Origin of the sequence: Carnobacterium pleistocenium FTR1 (assembly GCF_000744285.1) — a bacterium.
Taxonomy (GTDB): Bacteria; Bacillota; Bacilli; order Lactobacillales; family Carnobacteriaceae; genus Carnobacterium_B; species Carnobacterium_B pleistocenium.
Genome location: NZ_JQLQ01000003.1, coordinates 1 through 16,184, shown reverse-complemented (window position 1 = coordinate 16,184; position 16,184 = coordinate 1). Strand labels below are relative to the sequence as shown.

The 16,184-nt window shown below is 32.2% G+C and carries 31 protein-coding genes and 2 pseudogenes; 27 read left to right on the top strand and 6 right to left on the bottom strand.

Annotation, left to right across the window (positions count from 1 at the left end):
- The 15 genes from BP17_RS13575 to BP17_RS12865 all read left to right on the top strand — a co-directional run.
- The coding region (locus tag BP17_RS13575; protein WP_035055650.1) for a hypothetical protein at positions 1-240 on the top strand (240 nt) is incomplete at its 5' end.
- The gene (locus BP17_RS12925; RefSeq protein ID WP_156956063.1) at positions 221-463 is read left to right on the top strand and encodes a hypothetical protein; all 243 of its coding nucleotides are present in this window, start codon (positions 221-223) and stop codon (positions 461-463) included. The genes BP17_RS13575 and BP17_RS12925, both read left to right, overlap by 20 nt.
- Before the next feature lie 218 nt (positions 464-681).
- Entirely contained in the window at positions 682-1,014 is a 333-nt protein-coding gene (locus tag BP17_RS12920) for a hypothetical protein (RefSeq protein WP_035055645.1), read from the top strand.
- Positions 1,015-1,179: 165 nt separating this feature from the next.
- Positions 1,180-1,566 (top strand): hypothetical protein, encoded by a 387-nt coding sequence (locus tag BP17_RS12915; protein WP_035055644.1) that lies wholly within the window; start codon positions 1,180-1,182, stop codon positions 1,564-1,566.
- Positions 1,567-1,676: 110 nt separating this feature from the next.
- Entirely contained in the window at positions 1,677-2,201 is a 525-nt protein-coding gene (locus tag BP17_RS12910; protein WP_035055642.1) for a hypothetical protein, read from the top strand.
- Positions 2,201-2,617 carry a glycosyl hydrolase family 28-related protein gene (locus BP17_RS12905; protein ID WP_035055641.1) on the top strand — a complete coding sequence of 139 codons (417 nt, stop codon included), beginning with the start codon at positions 2,201-2,203 and terminating at the stop codon, positions 2,615-2,617. Before BP17_RS12910 ends, BP17_RS12905 begins: the two co-directional genes overlap by 1 nt.
- Positions 2,551-3,348 carry a right-handed parallel beta-helix repeat-containing protein gene (locus BP17_RS12900; RefSeq protein ID WP_035055639.1) on the top strand — a complete coding sequence of 266 codons (798 nt, stop codon included), beginning with the start codon at positions 2,551-2,553 and terminating at the stop codon, positions 3,346-3,348. Before BP17_RS12905 ends, BP17_RS12900 begins: the two co-directional genes overlap by 67 nt.
- Positions 3,349-3,716: 368 nt before the next feature.
- The gene (locus BP17_RS13875; RefSeq protein WP_084676465.1) at positions 3,717-4,157 is read left to right on the top strand and encodes an acyltransferase family protein; all 441 of its coding nucleotides are present in this window, start codon (positions 3,717-3,719) and stop codon (positions 4,155-4,157) included.
- Between the two features lie 40 nt (positions 4,158-4,197).
- Positions 4,198-4,656, top strand: a complete 459-nt coding sequence (locus BP17_RS13870; protein ID WP_408605800.1) for an acyltransferase family protein — start codon at positions 4,198-4,200, stop codon at positions 4,654-4,656.
- A gap of 199 nt (positions 4,657-4,855) precedes the next feature.
- Entirely contained in the window at positions 4,856-5,917 is a 1,062-nt protein-coding gene (locus BP17_RS12885; protein ID WP_035052796.1) for a hypothetical protein, read from the top strand.
- A gap of 29 nt (positions 5,918-5,946) precedes the next feature.
- Positions 5,947-6,090: a hypothetical protein gene (locus BP17_RS13495; RefSeq protein ID WP_156956010.1), complete on the top strand. Its 144-nt coding sequence runs from the start codon at positions 5,947-5,949 to the stop codon at positions 6,088-6,090.
- Between the two features lie 73 nt (positions 6,091-6,163).
- Positions 6,164-6,544 (top strand): hypothetical protein, encoded by a 381-nt coding sequence (locus tag BP17_RS12880; RefSeq protein ID WP_035052794.1) that lies wholly within the window; start codon positions 6,164-6,166, stop codon positions 6,542-6,544.
- Positions 6,545-6,670: 126 nt separating this feature from the next.
- Complete coding sequence (locus BP17_RS12875) at positions 6,671-6,985, top strand: hypothetical protein (RefSeq protein WP_035052792.1); 315 nt, start codon at positions 6,671-6,673, stop codon at positions 6,983-6,985.
- A gap of 9 nt (positions 6,986-6,994) precedes the next feature.
- Positions 6,995-7,261, top strand: coding sequence for a hypothetical protein (locus BP17_RS12870; RefSeq protein ID WP_035052790.1), 267 nt, complete (start codon positions 6,995-6,997; stop codon positions 7,259-7,261).
- A 2-nt stretch (positions 7,262-7,263) separates the two neighbouring features.
- A complete protein-coding gene (locus BP17_RS12865; protein ID WP_051910474.1) occupies positions 7,264-8,250 on the top strand; it encodes a LysM peptidoglycan-binding domain-containing protein in 987 nt (328 codons plus the stop codon).
- A gap of 437 nt (positions 8,251-8,687) precedes the next feature.
- Here the strand turns inward: BP17_RS12865 and BP17_RS12860 are convergent, their stop codons facing one another.
- The 5 genes from BP17_RS12860 to BP17_RS13175 all read right to left on the bottom strand — a co-directional run bounded on the left by BP17_RS12860 (position 8,688) and on the right by BP17_RS13175 (position 12,283).
- Positions 8,688-9,854, bottom strand: coding sequence for a tyrosine-type recombinase/integrase (locus tag BP17_RS12860; protein ID WP_035052880.1), 1,167 nt, complete (start codon positions 9,852-9,854; stop codon positions 8,688-8,690).
- Positions 9,836-10,165 carry a hypothetical protein gene (locus tag BP17_RS12855; protein ID WP_035052878.1) on the bottom strand — a complete coding sequence of 110 codons (330 nt, stop codon included), beginning with the start codon at positions 10,163-10,165 and terminating at the stop codon, positions 9,836-9,838. Before BP17_RS12855 ends, BP17_RS12860 begins: the two co-directional genes overlap by 19 nt.
- A gap of 93 nt (positions 10,166-10,258) precedes the next feature.
- On the bottom strand, positions 10,259-11,278 hold the full coding sequence (locus BP17_RS12850; RefSeq protein ID WP_035052875.1) for an SAP domain-containing protein: 1,020 nt from the start codon (positions 11,276-11,278) through the stop codon (positions 10,259-10,261).
- Between the two features lie 26 nt (positions 11,279-11,304).
- A complete protein-coding gene (locus tag BP17_RS12845) occupies positions 11,305-11,640 on the bottom strand; it encodes a hypothetical protein (RefSeq protein WP_035052873.1) in 336 nt (111 codons plus the stop codon).
- Positions 11,641-11,650: 10 nt separating this feature from the next.
- The gene (locus tag BP17_RS13175) at positions 11,651-12,283 is read right to left on the bottom strand and encodes a LexA family protein (protein WP_051910486.1); all 633 of its coding nucleotides are present in this window, start codon (positions 12,281-12,283) and stop codon (positions 11,651-11,653) included.
- Positions 12,284-12,448: 165 nt separating this feature from the next.
- Here BP17_RS13175 and BP17_RS12830 point away from each other — a divergent pair, with 165 nt between their 5' ends.
- The 3 genes from BP17_RS12830 to BP17_RS13790 all read left to right on the top strand — a co-directional run bounded on the left by BP17_RS12830 (position 12,449) and on the right by BP17_RS13790 (position 13,377).
- A complete protein-coding gene (locus tag BP17_RS12830) occupies positions 12,449-12,685 on the top strand; it encodes a helix-turn-helix transcriptional regulator (RefSeq protein WP_035052871.1) in 237 nt (78 codons plus the stop codon).
- A gap of 49 nt (positions 12,686-12,734) precedes the next feature.
- Positions 12,735-12,995 carry a hypothetical protein gene (locus BP17_RS12825; protein ID WP_156956015.1) on the top strand — a complete coding sequence of 87 codons (261 nt, stop codon included), beginning with the start codon at positions 12,735-12,737 and terminating at the stop codon, positions 12,993-12,995.
- A gap of 253 nt (positions 12,996-13,248) precedes the next feature.
- Positions 13,249-13,377, top strand: coding sequence for a hypothetical protein (locus BP17_RS13790; protein ID WP_269544569.1), 129 nt, complete (start codon positions 13,249-13,251; stop codon positions 13,375-13,377).
- Positions 13,378-13,383: 6 nt separating this feature from the next.
- On the opposite strand, the gene BP17_RS13490 is transcribed toward BP17_RS13790, so the two are convergent.
- The gene (locus tag BP17_RS13490; RefSeq protein ID WP_156956014.1) at positions 13,384-13,548 is read right to left on the bottom strand and encodes a hypothetical protein; all 165 of its coding nucleotides are present in this window, start codon (positions 13,546-13,548) and stop codon (positions 13,384-13,386) included.
- A 64-nt stretch (positions 13,549-13,612) separates the two neighbouring features.
- Between BP17_RS13490 and BP17_RS13865 the strand changes: the two are divergent.
- The 9 genes and pseudogenes from BP17_RS13865 to BP17_RS12795 all read left to right on the top strand — a co-directional run.
- Positions 13,613-14,370: pseudogene (locus BP17_RS13865) on the top strand (phage antirepressor KilAC domain-containing protein).
- A 2-nt stretch (positions 14,371-14,372) separates the two neighbouring features.
- On the top strand, positions 14,373-14,519 hold the full coding sequence (locus BP17_RS13475; protein ID WP_156956060.1) for a hypothetical protein: 147 nt from the start codon (positions 14,373-14,375) through the stop codon (positions 14,517-14,519).
- Positions 14,520-14,524: 5 nt separating this feature from the next.
- Positions 14,525-14,893 carry a hypothetical protein gene (locus BP17_RS12805; protein WP_035055634.1) on the top strand — a complete coding sequence of 123 codons (369 nt, stop codon included), beginning with the start codon at positions 14,525-14,527 and terminating at the stop codon, positions 14,891-14,893.
- A gap of 4 nt (positions 14,894-14,897) precedes the next feature.
- Positions 14,898-15,125, top strand: a complete 228-nt coding sequence (locus BP17_RS12800; RefSeq protein WP_035052862.1) for a helix-turn-helix domain-containing protein — start codon at positions 14,898-14,900, stop codon at positions 15,123-15,125.
- The gene (locus BP17_RS13785; protein ID WP_269544476.1) at positions 15,106-15,234 is read left to right on the top strand and encodes a hypothetical protein; all 129 of its coding nucleotides are present in this window, start codon (positions 15,106-15,108) and stop codon (positions 15,232-15,234) included. The genes BP17_RS12800 and BP17_RS13785 overlap by 20 nt, the downstream gene beginning before the upstream one ends.
- A gap of 13 nt (positions 15,235-15,247) precedes the next feature.
- Positions 15,248-15,388: a hypothetical protein gene (locus tag BP17_RS13570; RefSeq protein WP_198022521.1), complete on the top strand. Its 141-nt coding sequence runs from the start codon at positions 15,248-15,250 to the stop codon at positions 15,386-15,388.
- Between the two features lie 25 nt (positions 15,389-15,413).
- Positions 15,414-15,551, top strand: a complete 138-nt coding sequence (locus BP17_RS13470; RefSeq protein WP_156956059.1) for a hypothetical protein — start codon at positions 15,414-15,416, stop codon at positions 15,549-15,551.
- 244 nt (positions 15,552-15,795) lie between these two features.
- Entirely contained in the window at positions 15,796-15,966 is a 171-nt protein-coding gene (locus tag BP17_RS13465) for a hypothetical protein (RefSeq protein ID WP_156956058.1), read from the top strand.
- Positions 15,967-15,990: 24 nt separating this feature from the next.
- Positions 15,991-16,184: pseudogene (locus BP17_RS12795) on the top strand (hypothetical protein); the annotation flags it as partial.

The window sequence follows — 16,184 nt, the reverse complement described above, 5'->3', positions numbered from 1 at the left end:
GATAACTTAGGTGATGGAACAAGAGTAGCAAGAGTTGAGATTGAAGATCAAAACGATTTACTAAATATACCAGTGAGTTTATTGCCAAATGGGACAGACGTCGGAAGTTATTTAATAATATATGGAACCGCACCTAATTATGTTATTTCAGCTAGTAACGGTTCAGAAACAGAAGACTCCGCACAACCTAGAATGACAATTGCTTCTGTTAATAATGGTTTTGAATTATCTTTTAAATAATGCTTTAGTAGCTGAATTTGGCGTTATACAAGGAAAGGTAGAATACGACGATGTCACAACACCTGCAGCGTTAATGTCTAAAGGTATAACCGACTTAAATAGCCAAACAATCAGCATGACCTACAGCGTTGTATCCGTTGACTACTCATTGATTGACGGTAGTTATGATCAATTGAAAATTGGAAACTGGCACGATTTAGAAAATCCAATATCTGACGATTGACGAGCCAATCCAGATTACAGAAATAGGGATTGATTTCATTGATCCTAGAAATCCGGATTTAACACTTGGAGAAAAGCAACAAAATTGTCTCAGTATCAAAAAGAATCAAATAAGCGAGTGGCAAATATTATTCAACTACAAAAACGGTAGAAAGCCAAACAAAATCAATTGTTAAACTAACGTCTGCAAATAACGAGGTTGTTAAAAAGTATGACAAAATGCAACTATCTTATGATAGTTTGAGTGCTACTTTGGAAATAGACAATCAAACTGGTACAAGTTTAGCTTTAATAAACCTAAAAAAAGCAATAGATGATTTAGGTGAAGAAATTCCAACGTTCAGTTTAGCCACATCTACAAGCGACGGATTAATGTCTAGCGCCGATAAAATCAAACTAGATGATTTAGAAGAATACACCGAGGCTACTCAATCCAAGAGTGGTCTTTTTAGCGCATCTGACAAGACTAAACTAGATTTGGTCACTGTTAGTAGTCCGGTTGATTTGAACGACATAGTAACGAGATTGATAGCATTAGAACCACAAGAATAAGGAGTGAATTGAGTTGATTCAATTTAAAAAAGAAGGAAAAGTTGCCGCACAGTTTGCACATTAAATTAGAAAGGACTGATGGCTTTTGGCAGAAACAACAGAGCAATATCGTGCAAGAATTAATCAATAAAAACAAGCGTTGAACAAGAACCTGAAATTAGAAAAATGCGTGATGATATCGCTGAAGGGCTGGGTAAAACAGGAAACAGACAAGCGGATATCGAAATTAGACAAGATACCTTAGAAGATGATTTTGTAGCGGTGCAGCAAGATGCTTCATCCGCTTCTCCATCTGGTGCAGAGGTGGTACTTGCTCGCGGAGGTTATGAAACGTTAGGTAAAAGATTGACCGAAGAAGAAACACAAATTTCCGCTCAGCTTGAAAAAAAGACGGAGTTAAAGATATTCAGTCATATACCTTCTTCGTCCGAACTATCAATTAATGAATTAGGATTAGTTCTAATTCCTCGCTTTCCGATAGCAGAAAGTTTTAATGAAGTAGATGGTATTGGTTGGAATAGTTTTAAATTTTCAACTGGAAATACGAAGTAATCACAGACTTAATAAATGATAACGAAAGTAAAATAATCATCAAAAATAACAAAGGTATCATCAGGCTTGCAAAAGGAGTTAATCAAGGTTTAACGGTAATTGATAATATTTTGAATCAACATCTTGATTTTAAAAACTTAGTTAAATATCGAATTAAAGTAACTCTTGGAAATGACTATAAAAACTTGGGACAGACCGGTAACACAGGTTTTACTATAAGTCCGGATGTTGGTGCTACCGTTTACTATCCGGATATAGGTAGAGTTAGTGATGCATATAGCGTTTATATAAATCCTACTAGTAGTGACGGTGGTTATTTAAGAGCTAAAGTTAGAAAGATAGCGGGAAGGAATCAAATTTACGATAGTGATATATCAAAAAATGGTGGTTTCACGACAATATCAACTGACCGACTTGTAATTCCAATGGGAGAAGTACGAGAGTTTATTTTAGAAATATCTACAAGTTCAATTAAATTGATGATAAATAATGTTTTATATTTAGACGTAAACGAAGATTTAAGTTGGCTAACTAATAACCCTTGCCGTTTGTCGTTATGGGGATCTAATTTTGATTTAAATTCTACTTCTGTAGAACATTCATTTGATAACCTTCTAATTGAGGAAGTGAAATAATGGCTACTATCAATGTAATGGACTATGGGGCTGTTGGCGATGGGATAACTGATGATACAACGGCAATTAGACGAGCTTTGTCTGCAGGGAATTATAATACAATTGAATTTCCTGCAGGTACTTTTTTAATCAAAGGAACTCTGTCCGTGAATTCAGGAACAACATTCAAAGGTGCAGGAATAGGATTAACGAAACTAAAATTGGGTGATGGATATTCTCTTGATGAAATTTACTTTAGAGACACAAACATTAGCCCAATAATTGTTACCAAAACATTATCTCAGGAGATATTATTTCAAGACTTTACATTAACTGGAATACTAAAAAATTATTGCGCACTGGTTGGGGGATGGGTGGTATTATTGCTCAAAACACAGCACACGTTAGATTTGAAAGGGTTCGTACAGAATGGATAAATATCACTGATGATTTGGTTGGATATGCGTATGGTTTTGGAATTACGTCAATAGATGCCGATGATATCGTTTACTCATTTTGCGAAGGTGAATATGCGGGCTACCAAAACTTTGGCTTTTTTGACCGCACTACTAATAGTAAGATGTTAGATTCTTTCAGCGGTATGGGTCATAGGACGTCATCTCAGATTCATAGAAGTTGTGATAATATTGAAGTACTAAGAAACAGGATTATACAAACAGCAAACCCCGGATCATTAGAACCACATGGTGCATTTACAATACATGGTAGGTCAGGCGGAGAAGAAGCTAGTAACATTTTACTAGAGGACAATGTAATCGAAATGACTGGTGGATATAAGTCAGCTTTGCAAGCTTTCCAAGCATCGTTAAATCTCACCGCAAGAAGAAATACAATCAAGTCTAATGGTGAAGGTATTCGATTAGGTAGTGGTAAAGGGGCGTTATTTGAAAATAACACTCTCATATCTCAAAAAGAAGCAGGGTTAGAGCTAGAATACGGAAATATTGGTATTAATGTTATTGAGGGTCTGATGCGGTTCTCAAAAGCAATAGTTATCAAGGTTTTGACACAAATAATTTTGCTGATTCAACGTCAATTATATCTGCAAAAGAAGACACTCAAGGTTTGTCAAATGACTTATATTTTTGCAAATCTATCAAAATATAAACGGACAAATATCAGAGGTAAAGTCAGTTGTAAATGTTGATGGTGAAAAGAGGATTGTTCGTCCCATCATTAAATATTAGTTCGTTTCAAATTCTATTATCTCGGACATTTTTATCATTTAATGTGTTATCATAATATTTGTTATTGAGGGTACTTCACTTGTAAAGTACTCTCAATGCAAAAAATAAGATAGGGTGATAAAATTGAAGAGATACATAGAGCTAGATTCTATGCGAGGACTAGTAGCGGTTTCCGTAATAATTTGGCATACAATGCTAATACTGATAGAGCCAATTTCAACGCTAATAAGAATTGCACCAATTAATATATTTTATGCAGGTAATGAAGGAGTTATTTTTTTCTTATCTTAAGTGGATTTGTTATGTCTCTTCCATTTTTTAAAAAGATATAGAGTATTCAGAATTTCTTATTAAACGCTTTTTTAGAATATATATCCCATATTTATTGATGATATTATTCACTTTTTTGTTATATTTTCTGTTTAAAGATATACAAATTAATGGTCTTACTGGATGGTATTATAGAAAATGGGATACGCCGCTAGATGTTAAGACATTTCTAGAATATATAGGAAGTATAGGTATCTATCCCACTTCATATAATCCGGTTATTTGGTCATTGATTCATGAGATGAGAATTTCAATTATTTTCCCAATAATAATGATAATGATAAAAAAATATAATTGGAAGAAATCCCTTTCTATTGGTTTTATGCTTTATTTAGTAGGTCAGTTAAATGAGTGGTTTCATATACAAGAGTCACATGGTGCTCATTTAAGTCTATTCGATACATCTCATTATATGTATTTTTTATTATTGGGGCATTGATGGCTAAACATAAGGATGAGCTAATAAACGCCGTTAAAAAATATTCAGTTACAAAAAAAGTAGTATTGACTGTTATAGCTTTTCTTTCTATTTATATTCAAGATTTTACGCATGGATAGTAAGGGTATTATTTGGAACCGACTCTATATTGATGGATTTCAGTTATAGTATTATTGATTTAGGCGTATGTATAGGAGCCTCTATGCTGATAATATTAGTATTATCTAGTAAAAAAATACAAAATAGACTTTCTAATCCGATATTAGTTCTTACAGGAAACTTATCATATAGTCTATACATGCTTCATATACCTATATTGTTAGTTGTATTTAGATTATTATATGGAAAAATATCGTTAATTATAGTTATTTTTGTAGCATATGCTTTAATTTTTTCTCTTTCTTACTTAACTTATAAATATATTGAGATACCATCTATGAAGATTGGGAAAAACCTTGCAACAAAAAGAGCTAAATCTTTACAAAGCAAAACTGTTTAGTTGAACCAAACTGCGCGGTAGATGAAAAGATAAGGGAGAAGTCAAAAGATAAAGTTGTTATTGTTTTAAATAATAGTTAAAATAAAGAAAGCACTCACATATAGGGCGGGAACCCTGTGAGTGCTTGGTATATTAGCTTGTTGTTAAACCTATTATATCATGTGAATAATTAATTTAATAGATAATAGGGAGCGGTTTTTTGGAAACAACTAAAGAGTTATTTAATGAGTATTTAGATGGTAATAGCTTTAATGGTGAGTTAGATGAATTCGAGAAATATATGATGGGTGTAGTTAAAGATTCTTATGAGGTTATGCTTCAAGAATCGCCTGAATCTTATCCTGAAGTATATTTAGGTATAGTCAATGATTATACTTTTAATGCAATAGCTTTCAAATATAAAAATAATTATTTTATCGGTTTGAATATTGGTTTGATTCGTATAGTGAAGAATTTTTATAATTATTTGTTCTCACGGAATGATGTATTTAAAGAAATAGATACGAGCGAAGAACAAAATCCTGATATAGATATTAATTTATCAGAATTAGATAATTATATAGATACAATAGGTGACCTTTTCAATAATTATGATTTCGAAAGCGTGTATCCAAAGTCAAAAGAAAGAAAAAACAATGCTAAGCATTTCGCAGCTAATGCTGTAAGCTATCTTTTTTTTCATGAATATGGACATATTGTACATGGTCATTTAGATTATTCCATCAAAACTAACAAAAACTTTGTTTTTTTCGAATCAAACTCAAAGAATGAAGGAAACTTAATTAGTCAATGTTTAGAAATGGATGCCGATAGTTTCGCTGCTACAAAAACTATTAGCCTTATAAAAGATCCGGAGTTTTGGTCTGGTTCAGCGTTAACTACAGGATTTTCATCTGTTTTTATGTTTCAGTTATTATCTACAAAAATCGATAATTTAAATGAACTTTCTAATTATTCTCACCCTATACCTGCTATTAGACAAATGATTTACCTAAATATGGTCTATGCGTTCTTTTATCAATTTAGCGAAAAATCTGCAGAAGAAATAGCTTTTAAAGTAGTTGATGTTGTTTTGAAAGAGCATAAAATAGTCTTTATGGATGTACTGGGATTAGAAAAAGAATCCTTGGCTATTGTTAACTCGGTAAATGAAAAAGTAAATCAACATTTCAAAATAATAATGAATACTTGGAATGAAATCAGAGATGATTTATCGAAATATGCATATGGTCCAATAGCAGAGAAAAAAATTTGGAAATAAACTTCATTTAATTATTTGGAGGGGTAATGGTGTATATAATAATTTTGCAAGGTAGCTATAATGAAAAAACAATAAAATATGATAATTACGAAGATGCTTTAGAAAGTTTTAATAAACATCAAGCGGCAGGAAGGAATTGTTATCTAACAAAAGTATTAATGTCATCTTTTTAATAGAATATGCCAATAAATAAAGGAAATACTTTTAATAATGTGTGTTATAATTTTAAGAAAGGAGGTTTTTTATTTGGACAATGAGACAAAAGTATCTTTAGGAAAAATATTAGGAAATATATATCTAATTCAAAAAAATCAAGGGGTTTGTGAACAAAGTGACTCACATATTTTTGGTTTGCTTAATGGAGTAGAACAATCTCTTAATACTGAATTGGAAAATGGGGATTATATATCCAATGAAAAAATAACTGTGGTAGAGGATGCCTTGCTTCCGTATGTAACTGGTGAAAAAGAATATGAAAATCATTTGAATACCACAATAAGATTAGATTTAGAACACACAAAAGGCATTAATCAAGTCGAGTTTATTAATATTTGTAAGTTTTTGTCAGGCAGAGATGGATTTCAAGAGATTGTTAAAAAACTAGGGATTTCTGAAATCAGGCTTTAATAAATAAATTTCATTTTGAAATAATCAAAGCTATCGGTTAACTGAAAATAAATAAAAACGAAGATCTGCTCAATCGAGTAGGTCTTTTTATATTGATTTAATTTATTTAAAGAAAGGTGGAACGGTATGGAGTGGAGTGGACTAGAAACACAAATGACGTCAATAATTACAAGTTTTACCATTATAGGAGGAGCGTTAATCTGGATATACAAAAAGTTAGTATCTGAACCAGATAAAAGAATGGCGGAAAAAATACAAAGAGATAATACAGAATCACTCAAACGATCAGTTGAGCCTTTGACACGATCAATCGAACTGCTTAACCACAACTTAGCTGATAGCGCGAAAGATAGGGAACAACTAAACTTAAAGGTTGGACTACATGACGAAGAGTTGAATGATCACGATAAACGAATAAGCATTTTAGAAATAGGAAAGTAGGAGATTTTAATGGAGAGCATTTTAACAACATTAATTTTGTCAGCAATTGGAGGAAGCGTAGTAGTTTCTGGAATAACAGAAGTAGTAAAGCAAAATAGTAAACTGTCTGGTATTTGGGTTATTGTATTTGCTCTTGTGGTAGGCGTGGTATTATTTGGAGCTATCGCACTGGTATTTAACCTGCCACTTGCTGAATCTTTGCTAACAGGGTTTTTAACAGGTTGGGCGAGTGTAGGAGCTTTTAATTCTTATAGTCAAACTAAAGGAGGAATTTAATCATGAGTATACAAACAGAGAATTTTATTAACAAAGTAAAAGGAGGGGCTACTCAATTGTGGTCCATCTATAAAGTATTACCATCTGTGGCCATTGCACAAGCTGCATTAGAATCAGCATGGGGTACAAGTGGCCTAACAACTAAATACAATAACTTGTTTGGTATCAAAGGTTCATATGGTGGCAATGCTGCTAATATGGCAACGTGGGAAGTTTACGGTGGTATCACATATAATATCACTGCTAACTTTAGAGCTTATCCAAGTTGGGAAACATCTATTAAAGATTACGGTGCGTTCTTAAATGTTAATAGTCGTTATAAAAAGGCTTTAGGATTAACAAGTTATAAAGCACAAATTAAAGCTATTCATGAAGCTGGGTATGCTACTGATCCACAATATCAAGCAAAAATTATTTCAATCATTGAAGCTAACAATTTAGTTAAATTTGATAAACAAGTATTGGGCAGTAAAGTATCAACTCCAGTTAAACAAGTTGTATCAAATCAATCTAGCAACAAGATTACAGGTGCTAGCTACGTTGTTAAGTCCGGTGACACATTGTCAGCAATCTCTAATAGAAGTGGCGTGAGTGTAGATAATTTAGCTAACTGGAGTGGCATTAAAAACAAAAACGAAATCAGCGTTGGTCAAAAAATAACGTTAAAAGCTCCAGTTGCAAAAGTATCTAGTAAAACATATACTGTCAAAAGTGGAGACAATTTAAGCACTATTGCTGCTAAAAATGGAACAACTACTAAGGCGTTGCAAAGTTTGAACGACATTAAAGACGCTAACAAAATAAATATTGGACAAGTCGTTAAATTATCTGGAACTGCAGCTGTCAGTGGTGGAACGTACACTGTTAAGTCTGGTGATACATTAAGCGGAATTGCTCAAAAAGTAGGTTCAACAACCAAGAAGTTGCAGGATAAAAATGGTATTAAAAATGCAAATAAAATTAATGTAGGACAAAAGATTAAATACTAAAATAGTTAAAAAAGCCACTTCTTAATTGAGGTGGCTTTTTTTGTGCGTAAAAATACCCTCACTGGATGAAAGGGGTGAGGGTCGGGTATCTATACTATATGCAAACTATTTTAAATACTTTAATTATGTTAGAATAAGTTTATCATACTACTCGCTAAAGTTTAGACTTGCCTATTTAATAGATAGCTTATTTTTTACGTTTAGGGCAGGAAAAGGGCATAATCGTACTTATTCGTATACATACATATTTATTTTAGAACACTTTTTATCAAGCGCGTTACCTTGTATTATCTCTTGTTTATTCTAGCTCTTATAAAAGATTGTATGAGGCACAATTCAGTCAGTAACACTTAAAACCACTGTTGCATAAGCGTTTATAACGCTATATGTCAGTGGTTTTTTTTCGTTTAGGGCAGGAAAAGGGCATAAACGTAAAATTACTTGAAAAAAGCATCGAAAGTAGCAGATGCATTTTGATCCATTTCTTTTTGAACATGAGTATAGACATTCATAGAAGTTTGAATGTCGCTATGTCCTAAACGTTCTTGAATAACTTTAATATTTACATTTTGAGAGAGCAACCAAGAGGCGTTGGTATGTCTTAAATCATGGAATCGAATATGTCTCAAGTTATTTCTTTTTAAAAATCGTTTCCATATCCTCGAAATCCCACTTGCTAACTTCGCATCTCCGTTTGCATTACAAAATAAAAAATCTCTCTTAGGCTTTATAGAAACAGCTGCTAGGTCATGTTTGCGTTTATCGTCAAATAACTTGATTTTAGTTATTAAGTCTTGAGGAACAGAAACAGTTTTTGCAACTCCAGTTTTAGTTGTGTGGTGTAATGTCGCGCCTTTGCTTTTTTCGTCAATGATCATTTGTTCAAATGTAATTGAGTTAGTTTGACTATTAATATGTTTGCTTTCTAAAGCAGCTATCTCACCTCTACGTGCACCTGTTACTAATGCGATGAGCACAATCAATTGTAGTTCTTCTCGTTCGTTATCTAACGCCTTAATCAACAAAGGAATTTCTTCTAGAGTATAATAACCTACACCTTTTATTTCTAAAGATCTATTTTTCGCAAGACTAACTTTATCAAGCGGGTTATTGTTTAAAAATTGGTAGTCGTTTGCAAATTTAAAAACAGATTTAATAGCTGAAAATCTTTTTGTTTGGCTAGACCTAGATAGAGGTTGTTTTTTTCCGTCATATCTAGTTTGATCGTCCACGATTTTTTTCAAGTGAATTGGCTTAATCTCTTTTAATTTTTTATATCCTAGAGTGGGCATGAAGTAATGTTCTAATTCTTCTTTATAACCAGTAGACGTATGGTAACTGTATTCTTTTTTAGCGTAGTTTGGATACCATTCTTTATAAACAAAATCTTCGAACTTCATTTCTGTAAAAGATAAATAGTTATCTTTTTCTAATAAGTGAATAAAATCAATCAGCATTTTTTCAGCTTTTTTTTCACTTTTAGCAGTAATTGTTTTGCTTTTACGAATTGGATTCCCTTTAGGGTTATATCCTACAGTTACGCGAAGCCTATACTTATCTTTTTCTATAGCTTCTATGGATCCGTTTAATCTCCGTTTTCCCATTTTATCACATCCTTATAATGCAACTTTGCATGTAACTGTTGTTTTTCTTTATTGATCCACATATCCTCAACGTCGGTTAAACCGACATCAGGGTAAATCATACCCATATCTTGTAATTGCTCCCAAACTTCCTCGTTAATGTCTTTGTCATCATACCTAGACAAAGAGAGGTGAATGTAGTCTTTGAAGTAGTAGACGAACAAACTATACTCCATATCTATGTCCATTGATCGTACACGAACTGAACCGGTATTAACCGTAGCTTGACGGCAGAAATCCGATTCTAGTGTAGATAAGTCTTTAATTATCATGTCATTTCCTCCAATAATCGTAGTTTGTACCCTAAATATACGAATGTATGTTCTTTTTGAATTAAAAAGAAAAGGCCGTTAAGCCTAAACTTTTTAAGTTTTGAATCTTTTGAAAATACTTACAACATTTTTAAAAACATTACTGCTTTTTTCCTTTTGTAAGTCTAACGGAAGTTGTTTTAAATCTCTTGATCTATTTTTTTGTTTTCCTCCAGCTCTTTTAAATACATCTGAATAAATTTTAAAAAATGTTTCATCATCTTTTTGTAAGCTTGCTAAAATGATTAAATAAACATCTTTGGAAGTAAATAGATGAATTTTTTCTATATCAATAACAAAGGAATCAACTAAAGATGAAATCATTTCCGGAAAATTTTCATTAGATGATAAAGATAGTTTTAAGTCATTTATAATAGCGCTGGGTATTTTGTATTGATCAACAAAATAATCGAAATCATTTAACAAAAATTCTAAAGAATATTCTTCTCGATAATTTATGAAATTAGCTACACAACTTTTTATCAGGTAAGTGAATTGTTCGTAGTTATTTCCATAATTTCTACATACTTTTGATAATTCCCACAAAGCAAAACCTATATTAACACCGTAAGATGATGTTTTTCCGTTAAATTCAGTTACATCGTTTATTGATTTTACTAAAATATCTTTGCTGCTTAATTCCTTGTTAGCAAATATGTTGTTGTAAACATCTATAACATTCAAATATCCTGCTAATTTTTTATGGGCATAAAAAACGGATTCAGTGGTAGACAATACCTTTTTTCCTTTATCAGTAGGAAGCCAAACTTTTTTTAATAGTGTTTGATATGTATCAGAATCACTTTCTGCAATAATTCTATTAATCAGTTCTTTTTTATTTCCATTTAGCTTTAATTCATTTAACTTTAAAATTTCTTTTATTTCTGGAACTTTTAAAGAGTTTAATGATTTTTCTAAATCGATATCTAGTTGAATATATTTTTCTGAAATTAATTTTCTAACTATCTTTCCTGTATTAGCACTGTATCTTTCTTTCCAAAAAACTTGTTTCAGTTCATAATCTTCATCTTTTTCATTTAAATAATGTAAAACTAAAACATCAACTCCGTTCATATTCTCGCCACCTCGTATTGGTTATTTTAATTAATTCTATCGTTTAACATTGAAATAAACTTATCTGCTTGAACGCCTTCTTTTTCACGATTGTAATCGATAGTTCTTGTAGAGGCTGCTTTTTTCTCATTAGCCAATTTCACTTCGATTCTGTAACGATTTCCGCCAACTAATTTATGTTCGATTTTTTCTATTTGTTTCATACTATAACTTTCTTCACTTGTCATTTTGCCTTTTTTATTCATCAACCGAACTACAAATGTATTGTTATTAATGATGTATTTAAAAAAACTCATTGAAAACTTAAATTCGTTATCAGCTAGTGTTAACAATTCTTCTTTATTTCTACTGAATAAACCCACGATACCCCTCCTAGTAATAGTTTCTTTTTATGTTAATCAATCTACCAATTATTTGAAACATTTCTAATTCTAAACCAGTAATGATACGTGGCTCATATTTAGGATTAGAAGGTGAAAGAATAACAGAATCATTTGTTCTTGTTACTCTCTTTAAAGTAGCTTCCTCCGAATCAACGATAACTGCATATATTTTACCTTGAACAAAATCCGGTTCTTTCTGGATCAATGCAAGGTCTCCTGCGTTTATTCCATCACCTATCATTGAATCACCTGTAGCATTCAAGACAACATATTCATGGCTTGAATCTAAGTCTGATTTAGGATAAGAAGTAAAACCCTCTATATCTTCATAAATAATACCACCAGGACCGCATTTAATTGTTCCAACGACTGGAACGCTAACCCAATCATCTTTTTCCACTTGTTTAACTTCTGCAGATTTACGCATATTATTTCTACCAAGTAAATAGTCGGTAGTAACATCGAAATAATCAGCCAATCGATTCAGTATTTCACTATCTGGTTCATTGCGATTATTTTCAAAATGAGAATAGTTTGCTCTAGAAATTTTTATTGATTCGGCAACTTCATTTTGTGTTTTATTTAATTCATTTCTTAAATATTTTAGACGTTTACCTAACATATTCAACACCGCCCTTAAAGCAATAATAACAGACAAGAGATACGAAATGTATCTTTAGCAAAAAAAGATACAAAAAATATCACAAAACACTTGACGATACAAAACGTATCGTGTATATTTAACACATAGAGATACAAAACGTATCAAAAGGAAGGAGTGAAAAAAATGCGTGAACGATTAATCAAAGAACGAAAAACTAAATCTCTTTCAAGAGAAGAGTTAGCTAGAAATCTTGAAATTGCTGAAATAACTGTTAGAAAATTAGAAGAAGGTAGCAGAAATCCGAGTGTTAACATGGCTAAAAAATTTGCTTTATATTACGAGAAAGATTTAACAGAACTATTTCCGGATATTTTTTTAATCAAGTTCGATACAAAACGTAGCAAAAATAAGGATAACTAACTTAAGTTAATTATATAACACAATCAATCAAATCGAAATACTACAAGCTATGGAGTTTGAGGGTAAAAAAACAGCAAGTATCTTACTAAAAAGAAAGAAGTTGACTTTAGTGGAAAAAGAAATAGATAAACCATATCTATTAGTCGGAAATTGTCCGAAATGTGGAGGCGATCATTACACAAAAAATGCCACAACTAAAGTTTGGATGTGCTTTAGCTGTGGCAGACATGGAAAGTTAACTAGTAACCTAGATGAAATTTCAACAGGTTTTGAAAATTATAATCATAAAAAGGAAGGTAGGTTATCGTAATGAAATTTTTTACAAATTTGATTCTTAAAGCTTTAGTAAAGAACCCTAATACTTTACATGTGGTTAATCATAAAAATAAAGTCTACTTCGTACATGTTGAAGAATTCGTACCTTTGGAAAAAGAAATAAAAAACTTAAAGAGAGAATTCAAATATGAGTATTCCAATTATTTTATCTGCAATATCAATATTATTTTCCCTAATAACGATTTTAAAAATCAACAAAAAATATAAATTGAAAGAAGGAAAACAACATGTCAGATGGAAAAATAGTAGTAGACGTATTGATTACTGATGAAGCGTTAGAAAAAACAAGGAAATTTGTTGAACTATTAAAAGAAGCCAAAACGCTGGCGGCGAATTGGCTTCAATCGAAATTATGAAAAAAATTAATTAACTTTAAACTCTACGTCAAACGTTTTGTGGCAGTTCGGGCATTCAACGAGCATACTCTTACCGATAAATTTATTTTTGCAACTAGGGCAAGTAATCTCAATACCTTTAGTATTCAAAACGTTCTCAGCTTTATCTTTAGCTAAATTTTTTAGATCCATATTATCACCTCCTTAAAGGAGATTATCCCATTCAAATATAAAAATAGAAAGAAGGAAAAATAACATGTCAAATTTAGTAATCATGAAAAATAGACAAGCGCTAACAACTTCTTTACAAATAGCTGTTGATTTTGAAAAGGAACATTACGACGTAATTAAGTCGATAAATAGATTAAAAGAAGATGTCGGAAGTTTTTCCGAGATGTTTGTAGAAGATTCCGAACCAGATTCTTATGGTAGGCCAAGAAAAATTTATTTTATGAATCGTGATGGGTTCGTTCTACTAGCGATGGGATACAACGGGAAGAAAGCTTTAGATTTCAAAATGAAATATATTCAAGCCTTCAATCAAATGGAAACTCAACTAATCGAACAAGCTAAAGATTCATACATGATTGAAGATCCTGTCAAACGAGCTGAGAAGTGGATTCAAGAACGTAAGCAAGTCCAACAGTTGGAACTAGAAAATTCACAACTAAAACCAAAGCAATATTCGCAGATAGTGTAGCAGCATCTGATACGTCAATCCTTATTAATGACCTAGCAAAACTATTAAAACAAAATGGAATTGAGATTGGTGGAACAAGATTGTTCGCCTGGTTAAGAGAAACTGGTTACCTAATCAAACGAAAAGGCACGGATTACAATATGCCTACTCAAAAATCAATGGAGCTAGAGTTGTTTCAAATAAAAGAAACGGCAATCAATCACAATAGTGGTCGAATCTCAATATCTAGAACGCCAAAAGTAACTGGCAAAGGCCAATTGTATTTTATTAACAAGTTTATAACTGCAAAAAATAAAATCGGAATAGAGGGATAAAAATGGAAGCACTACATGTAAACGCAGAATTAAGAATGGCAGCAAAGAGACAGAACATCACTCAACTAAATCTATCAAAAAAGCTAATAAAGGTCACTCAACAGTTAGCGGATATTTCAACAGTGAACCAAGTCCAATTGGAGCAATAGCAGATATGGCAGCCATTTTAGATGATTCAACTTTCACACACCAAATGGCAAATAAAACTTATGGCACGTTGCCGATTATGGAATCAGAAACGTATTACGAAACGCCACACGTGTTAGAAATGCTTTCTGTTAAGGAATCAAACGAACGCCAAATGCGAAAAAATGAAGCTCTCATGATTCTTTGCAAGCAAGACAAGTGTTTAACTGCTCAAGATAAAGCGGAGCTTAGGACTTATGTAAATGAATTTCTAGATGAAATGTTAATCGAAATGAAGCTTGTTATATCTATTTTGAGCAAAACAAACGTTTCATTCATGCAAGCGATAAAAGATAGAACGCCTTATTGGATCGTTCAAAAATACCTAAAGGGGTGATTGCATGACGACAAAAATTATCATGGCTAAACCGAAACAAGCATTAAACACAGAAGAAGCTTGCGAGTTCCTTCAAATAAGCAAGCCAAGCCTTTACAAATATGCACGAATTGGAGTGATTCCAGGACGCAAAATAGGCACAGAATGGCGTTTTAGTAAAGCAGCGTTAGAAAAATGGTTGTCTGGATATGAATATAAAAGAGGTGAGAGATATGAAACTAATCATTACTGATGAATTTAAAGACAAAGCAAAAACGGTTATTGCAGTGATGTTGATTGTTGGAATTGTTGTATTGCTAGCAGGCATAGCAGGCGGAATTGAAATGGGAACCATTGGATAAGGAGGAGAAAATAATGAGTAGAGCAGCAGAACAAATTTCAGAAAGTGCTTATTACGAAAGACCGGGTTATTGGGAGCAACAAGCTCGTTTTATCGGTGGAATTGAAATATGCGATGACAAAACTGGCGAACCGTTATTCACGATAGGATTATAACCAATTAATTAGAGGAGGACTAAAAATGAAAAAGAGACTAAAGAAAAAACTATCTAATAACAATAAATACGAATTAAACGAGTTGGAGGAACTAATTTTTTTAGCACATCGCATTAATAAACCGAAACAGGTTGTGTCTTTATTTATGACAGTCCACATGTAAACCAGTTAAAACTTGAAATACGCTCAAGCAAAATTAATTTCCAAGAAGAAAGTAACGCTTTTAGCATCTATTATGATGAATTCAAATCAGGTTGGGCTTCTGATGAAATGAAAGAATTCAAAAAAACGCTTATCAAATTGTTAGAAGAATTAGGCGCAAAAAAAGACTGAGAGGACAGCAATCCAATCAGTCGGTTAAGAAATTAAGTTAACCCTATTAATATCAATATTTAGGAGGAAAGTATATGGCAATAGTAGAGATAAAAACGGACAAGATTAAAGATAAGTATGGTGCTTATCTAAAAGTTGAGGAATACATCAACAACGGCGAAGAACGTGTTCAACTATCGACTGCAGATTTCGAAAGTGATTTTACAACAGTTGATTTAAAAAAGAAGATTGGATTGAGTTTCTGAAAGAACAATTAGGAGGAATTAAACATGAAAACGAGTGAGAACATTGGTGAAATAGCAGCAGCTCTAGCAAAGTTTCAAAACGTAGTAGAAAGTCCTAAAAAGAGTTCAGATAACCCGGCATTTAAGCGTGAAGGTAAAAGTCTTAAATATGCTGATCTAGATGCCATTATCAAAGTAGTAACACCAGCGTTAAGCAGCAACGGACTATCACAAATGCA

Bases quoted from the DNA above. Each gene is read 5' to 3' on its own strand.
- BP17_RS12920 (WP_035055645.1), top strand. From the start codon at position 682: ATGCAACTATCTTATGATAGTTTGAGTGCTACTTTGGAAATAGACAAT.
- BP17_RS12915 (WP_035055644.1), top strand. From the start codon at position 1,180: ATGCGTGATGATATCGCTGAAGGGCTGGGTAAAACAGGAAACAGACAA.
- BP17_RS12905 (WP_035055641.1), top strand. From the start codon at position 2,201: ATGGCTACTATCAATGTAATGGACTATGGGGCTGTTGGCGATGGGATA.
- BP17_RS12900 (WP_035055639.1), top strand. From the start codon at position 2,551: ATGGGTGGTATTATTGCTCAAAACACAGCACACGTTAGATTTGAAAGG.
- BP17_RS12875 (WP_035052792.1), top strand. From the start codon at position 6,671: ATGGAGTGGAGTGGACTAGAAACACAAATGACGTCAATAATTACAAGT.
- BP17_RS12870 (WP_035052790.1), top strand. From the start codon at position 6,995: ATGGAGAGCATTTTAACAACATTAATTTTGTCAGCAATTGGAGGAAGC.
- BP17_RS12865 (WP_051910474.1), top strand. From the start codon at position 7,264: ATGAGTATACAAACAGAGAATTTTATTAACAAAGTAAAAGGAGGGGCT.
- BP17_RS12860 (WP_035052880.1), bottom strand. From the start codon at position 9,854: ATGGGAAAACGGAGATTAAACGGATCCATAGAAGCTATAGAAAAAGAT.
- BP17_RS12855 (WP_035052878.1), bottom strand. From the start codon at position 10,165: ATGATAATTAAAGACTTATCTACACTAGAATCGGATTTCTGCCGTCAA.
- BP17_RS12850 (WP_035052875.1), bottom strand. From the start codon at position 11,278: ATGAACGGAGTTGATGTTTTAGTTTTACATTATTTAAATGAAAAAGAT.
- BP17_RS13175 (WP_051910486.1), bottom strand. From the start codon at position 12,283: ATGTTAGGTAAACGTCTAAAATATTTAAGAAATGAATTAAATAAAACA.
- BP17_RS12830 (WP_035052871.1), top strand. From the start codon at position 12,449: ATGCGTGAACGATTAATCAAAGAACGAAAAACTAAATCTCTTTCAAGA.
- BP17_RS12825 (WP_156956015.1), top strand. From the start codon at position 12,735: ATGGAGTTTGAGGGTAAAAAAACAGCAAGTATCTTACTAAAAAGAAAG.
- BP17_RS13790 (WP_269544569.1), top strand. From the start codon at position 13,249: ATGTCAGATGGAAAAATAGTAGTAGACGTATTGATTACTGATGAAGCG.
- BP17_RS13490 (WP_156956014.1), bottom strand. From the start codon at position 13,548: ATGGATCTAAAAAATTTAGCTAAAGATAAAGCTGAGAACGTTTTGAAT.
- BP17_RS13475 (WP_156956060.1), top strand. From the start codon at position 14,373: ATGGAAGCACTACATGTAAACGCAGAATTAAGAATGGCAGCAAAGAGA.
- BP17_RS12805 (WP_035055634.1), top strand. From the start codon at position 14,525: ATGGCAGCCATTTTAGATGATTCAACTTTCACACACCAAATGGCAAAT.
- BP17_RS12800 (WP_035052862.1), top strand. From the start codon at position 14,898: ATGACGACAAAAATTATCATGGCTAAACCGAAACAAGCATTAAACACA.
- BP17_RS13785 (WP_269544476.1), top strand. From the start codon at position 15,106: ATGAAACTAATCATTACTGATGAATTTAAAGACAAAGCAAAAACGGTT.
- BP17_RS13570 (WP_198022521.1), top strand. From the start codon at position 15,248: ATGAGTAGAGCAGCAGAACAAATTTCAGAAAGTGCTTATTACGAAAGA.
- BP17_RS13470 (WP_156956059.1), top strand. From the start codon at position 15,414: ATGAAAAAGAGACTAAAGAAAAAACTATCTAATAACAATAAATACGAA.
- BP17_RS13465 (WP_156956058.1), top strand. From the start codon at position 15,796: ATGGCAATAGTAGAGATAAAAACGGACAAGATTAAAGATAAGTATGGT.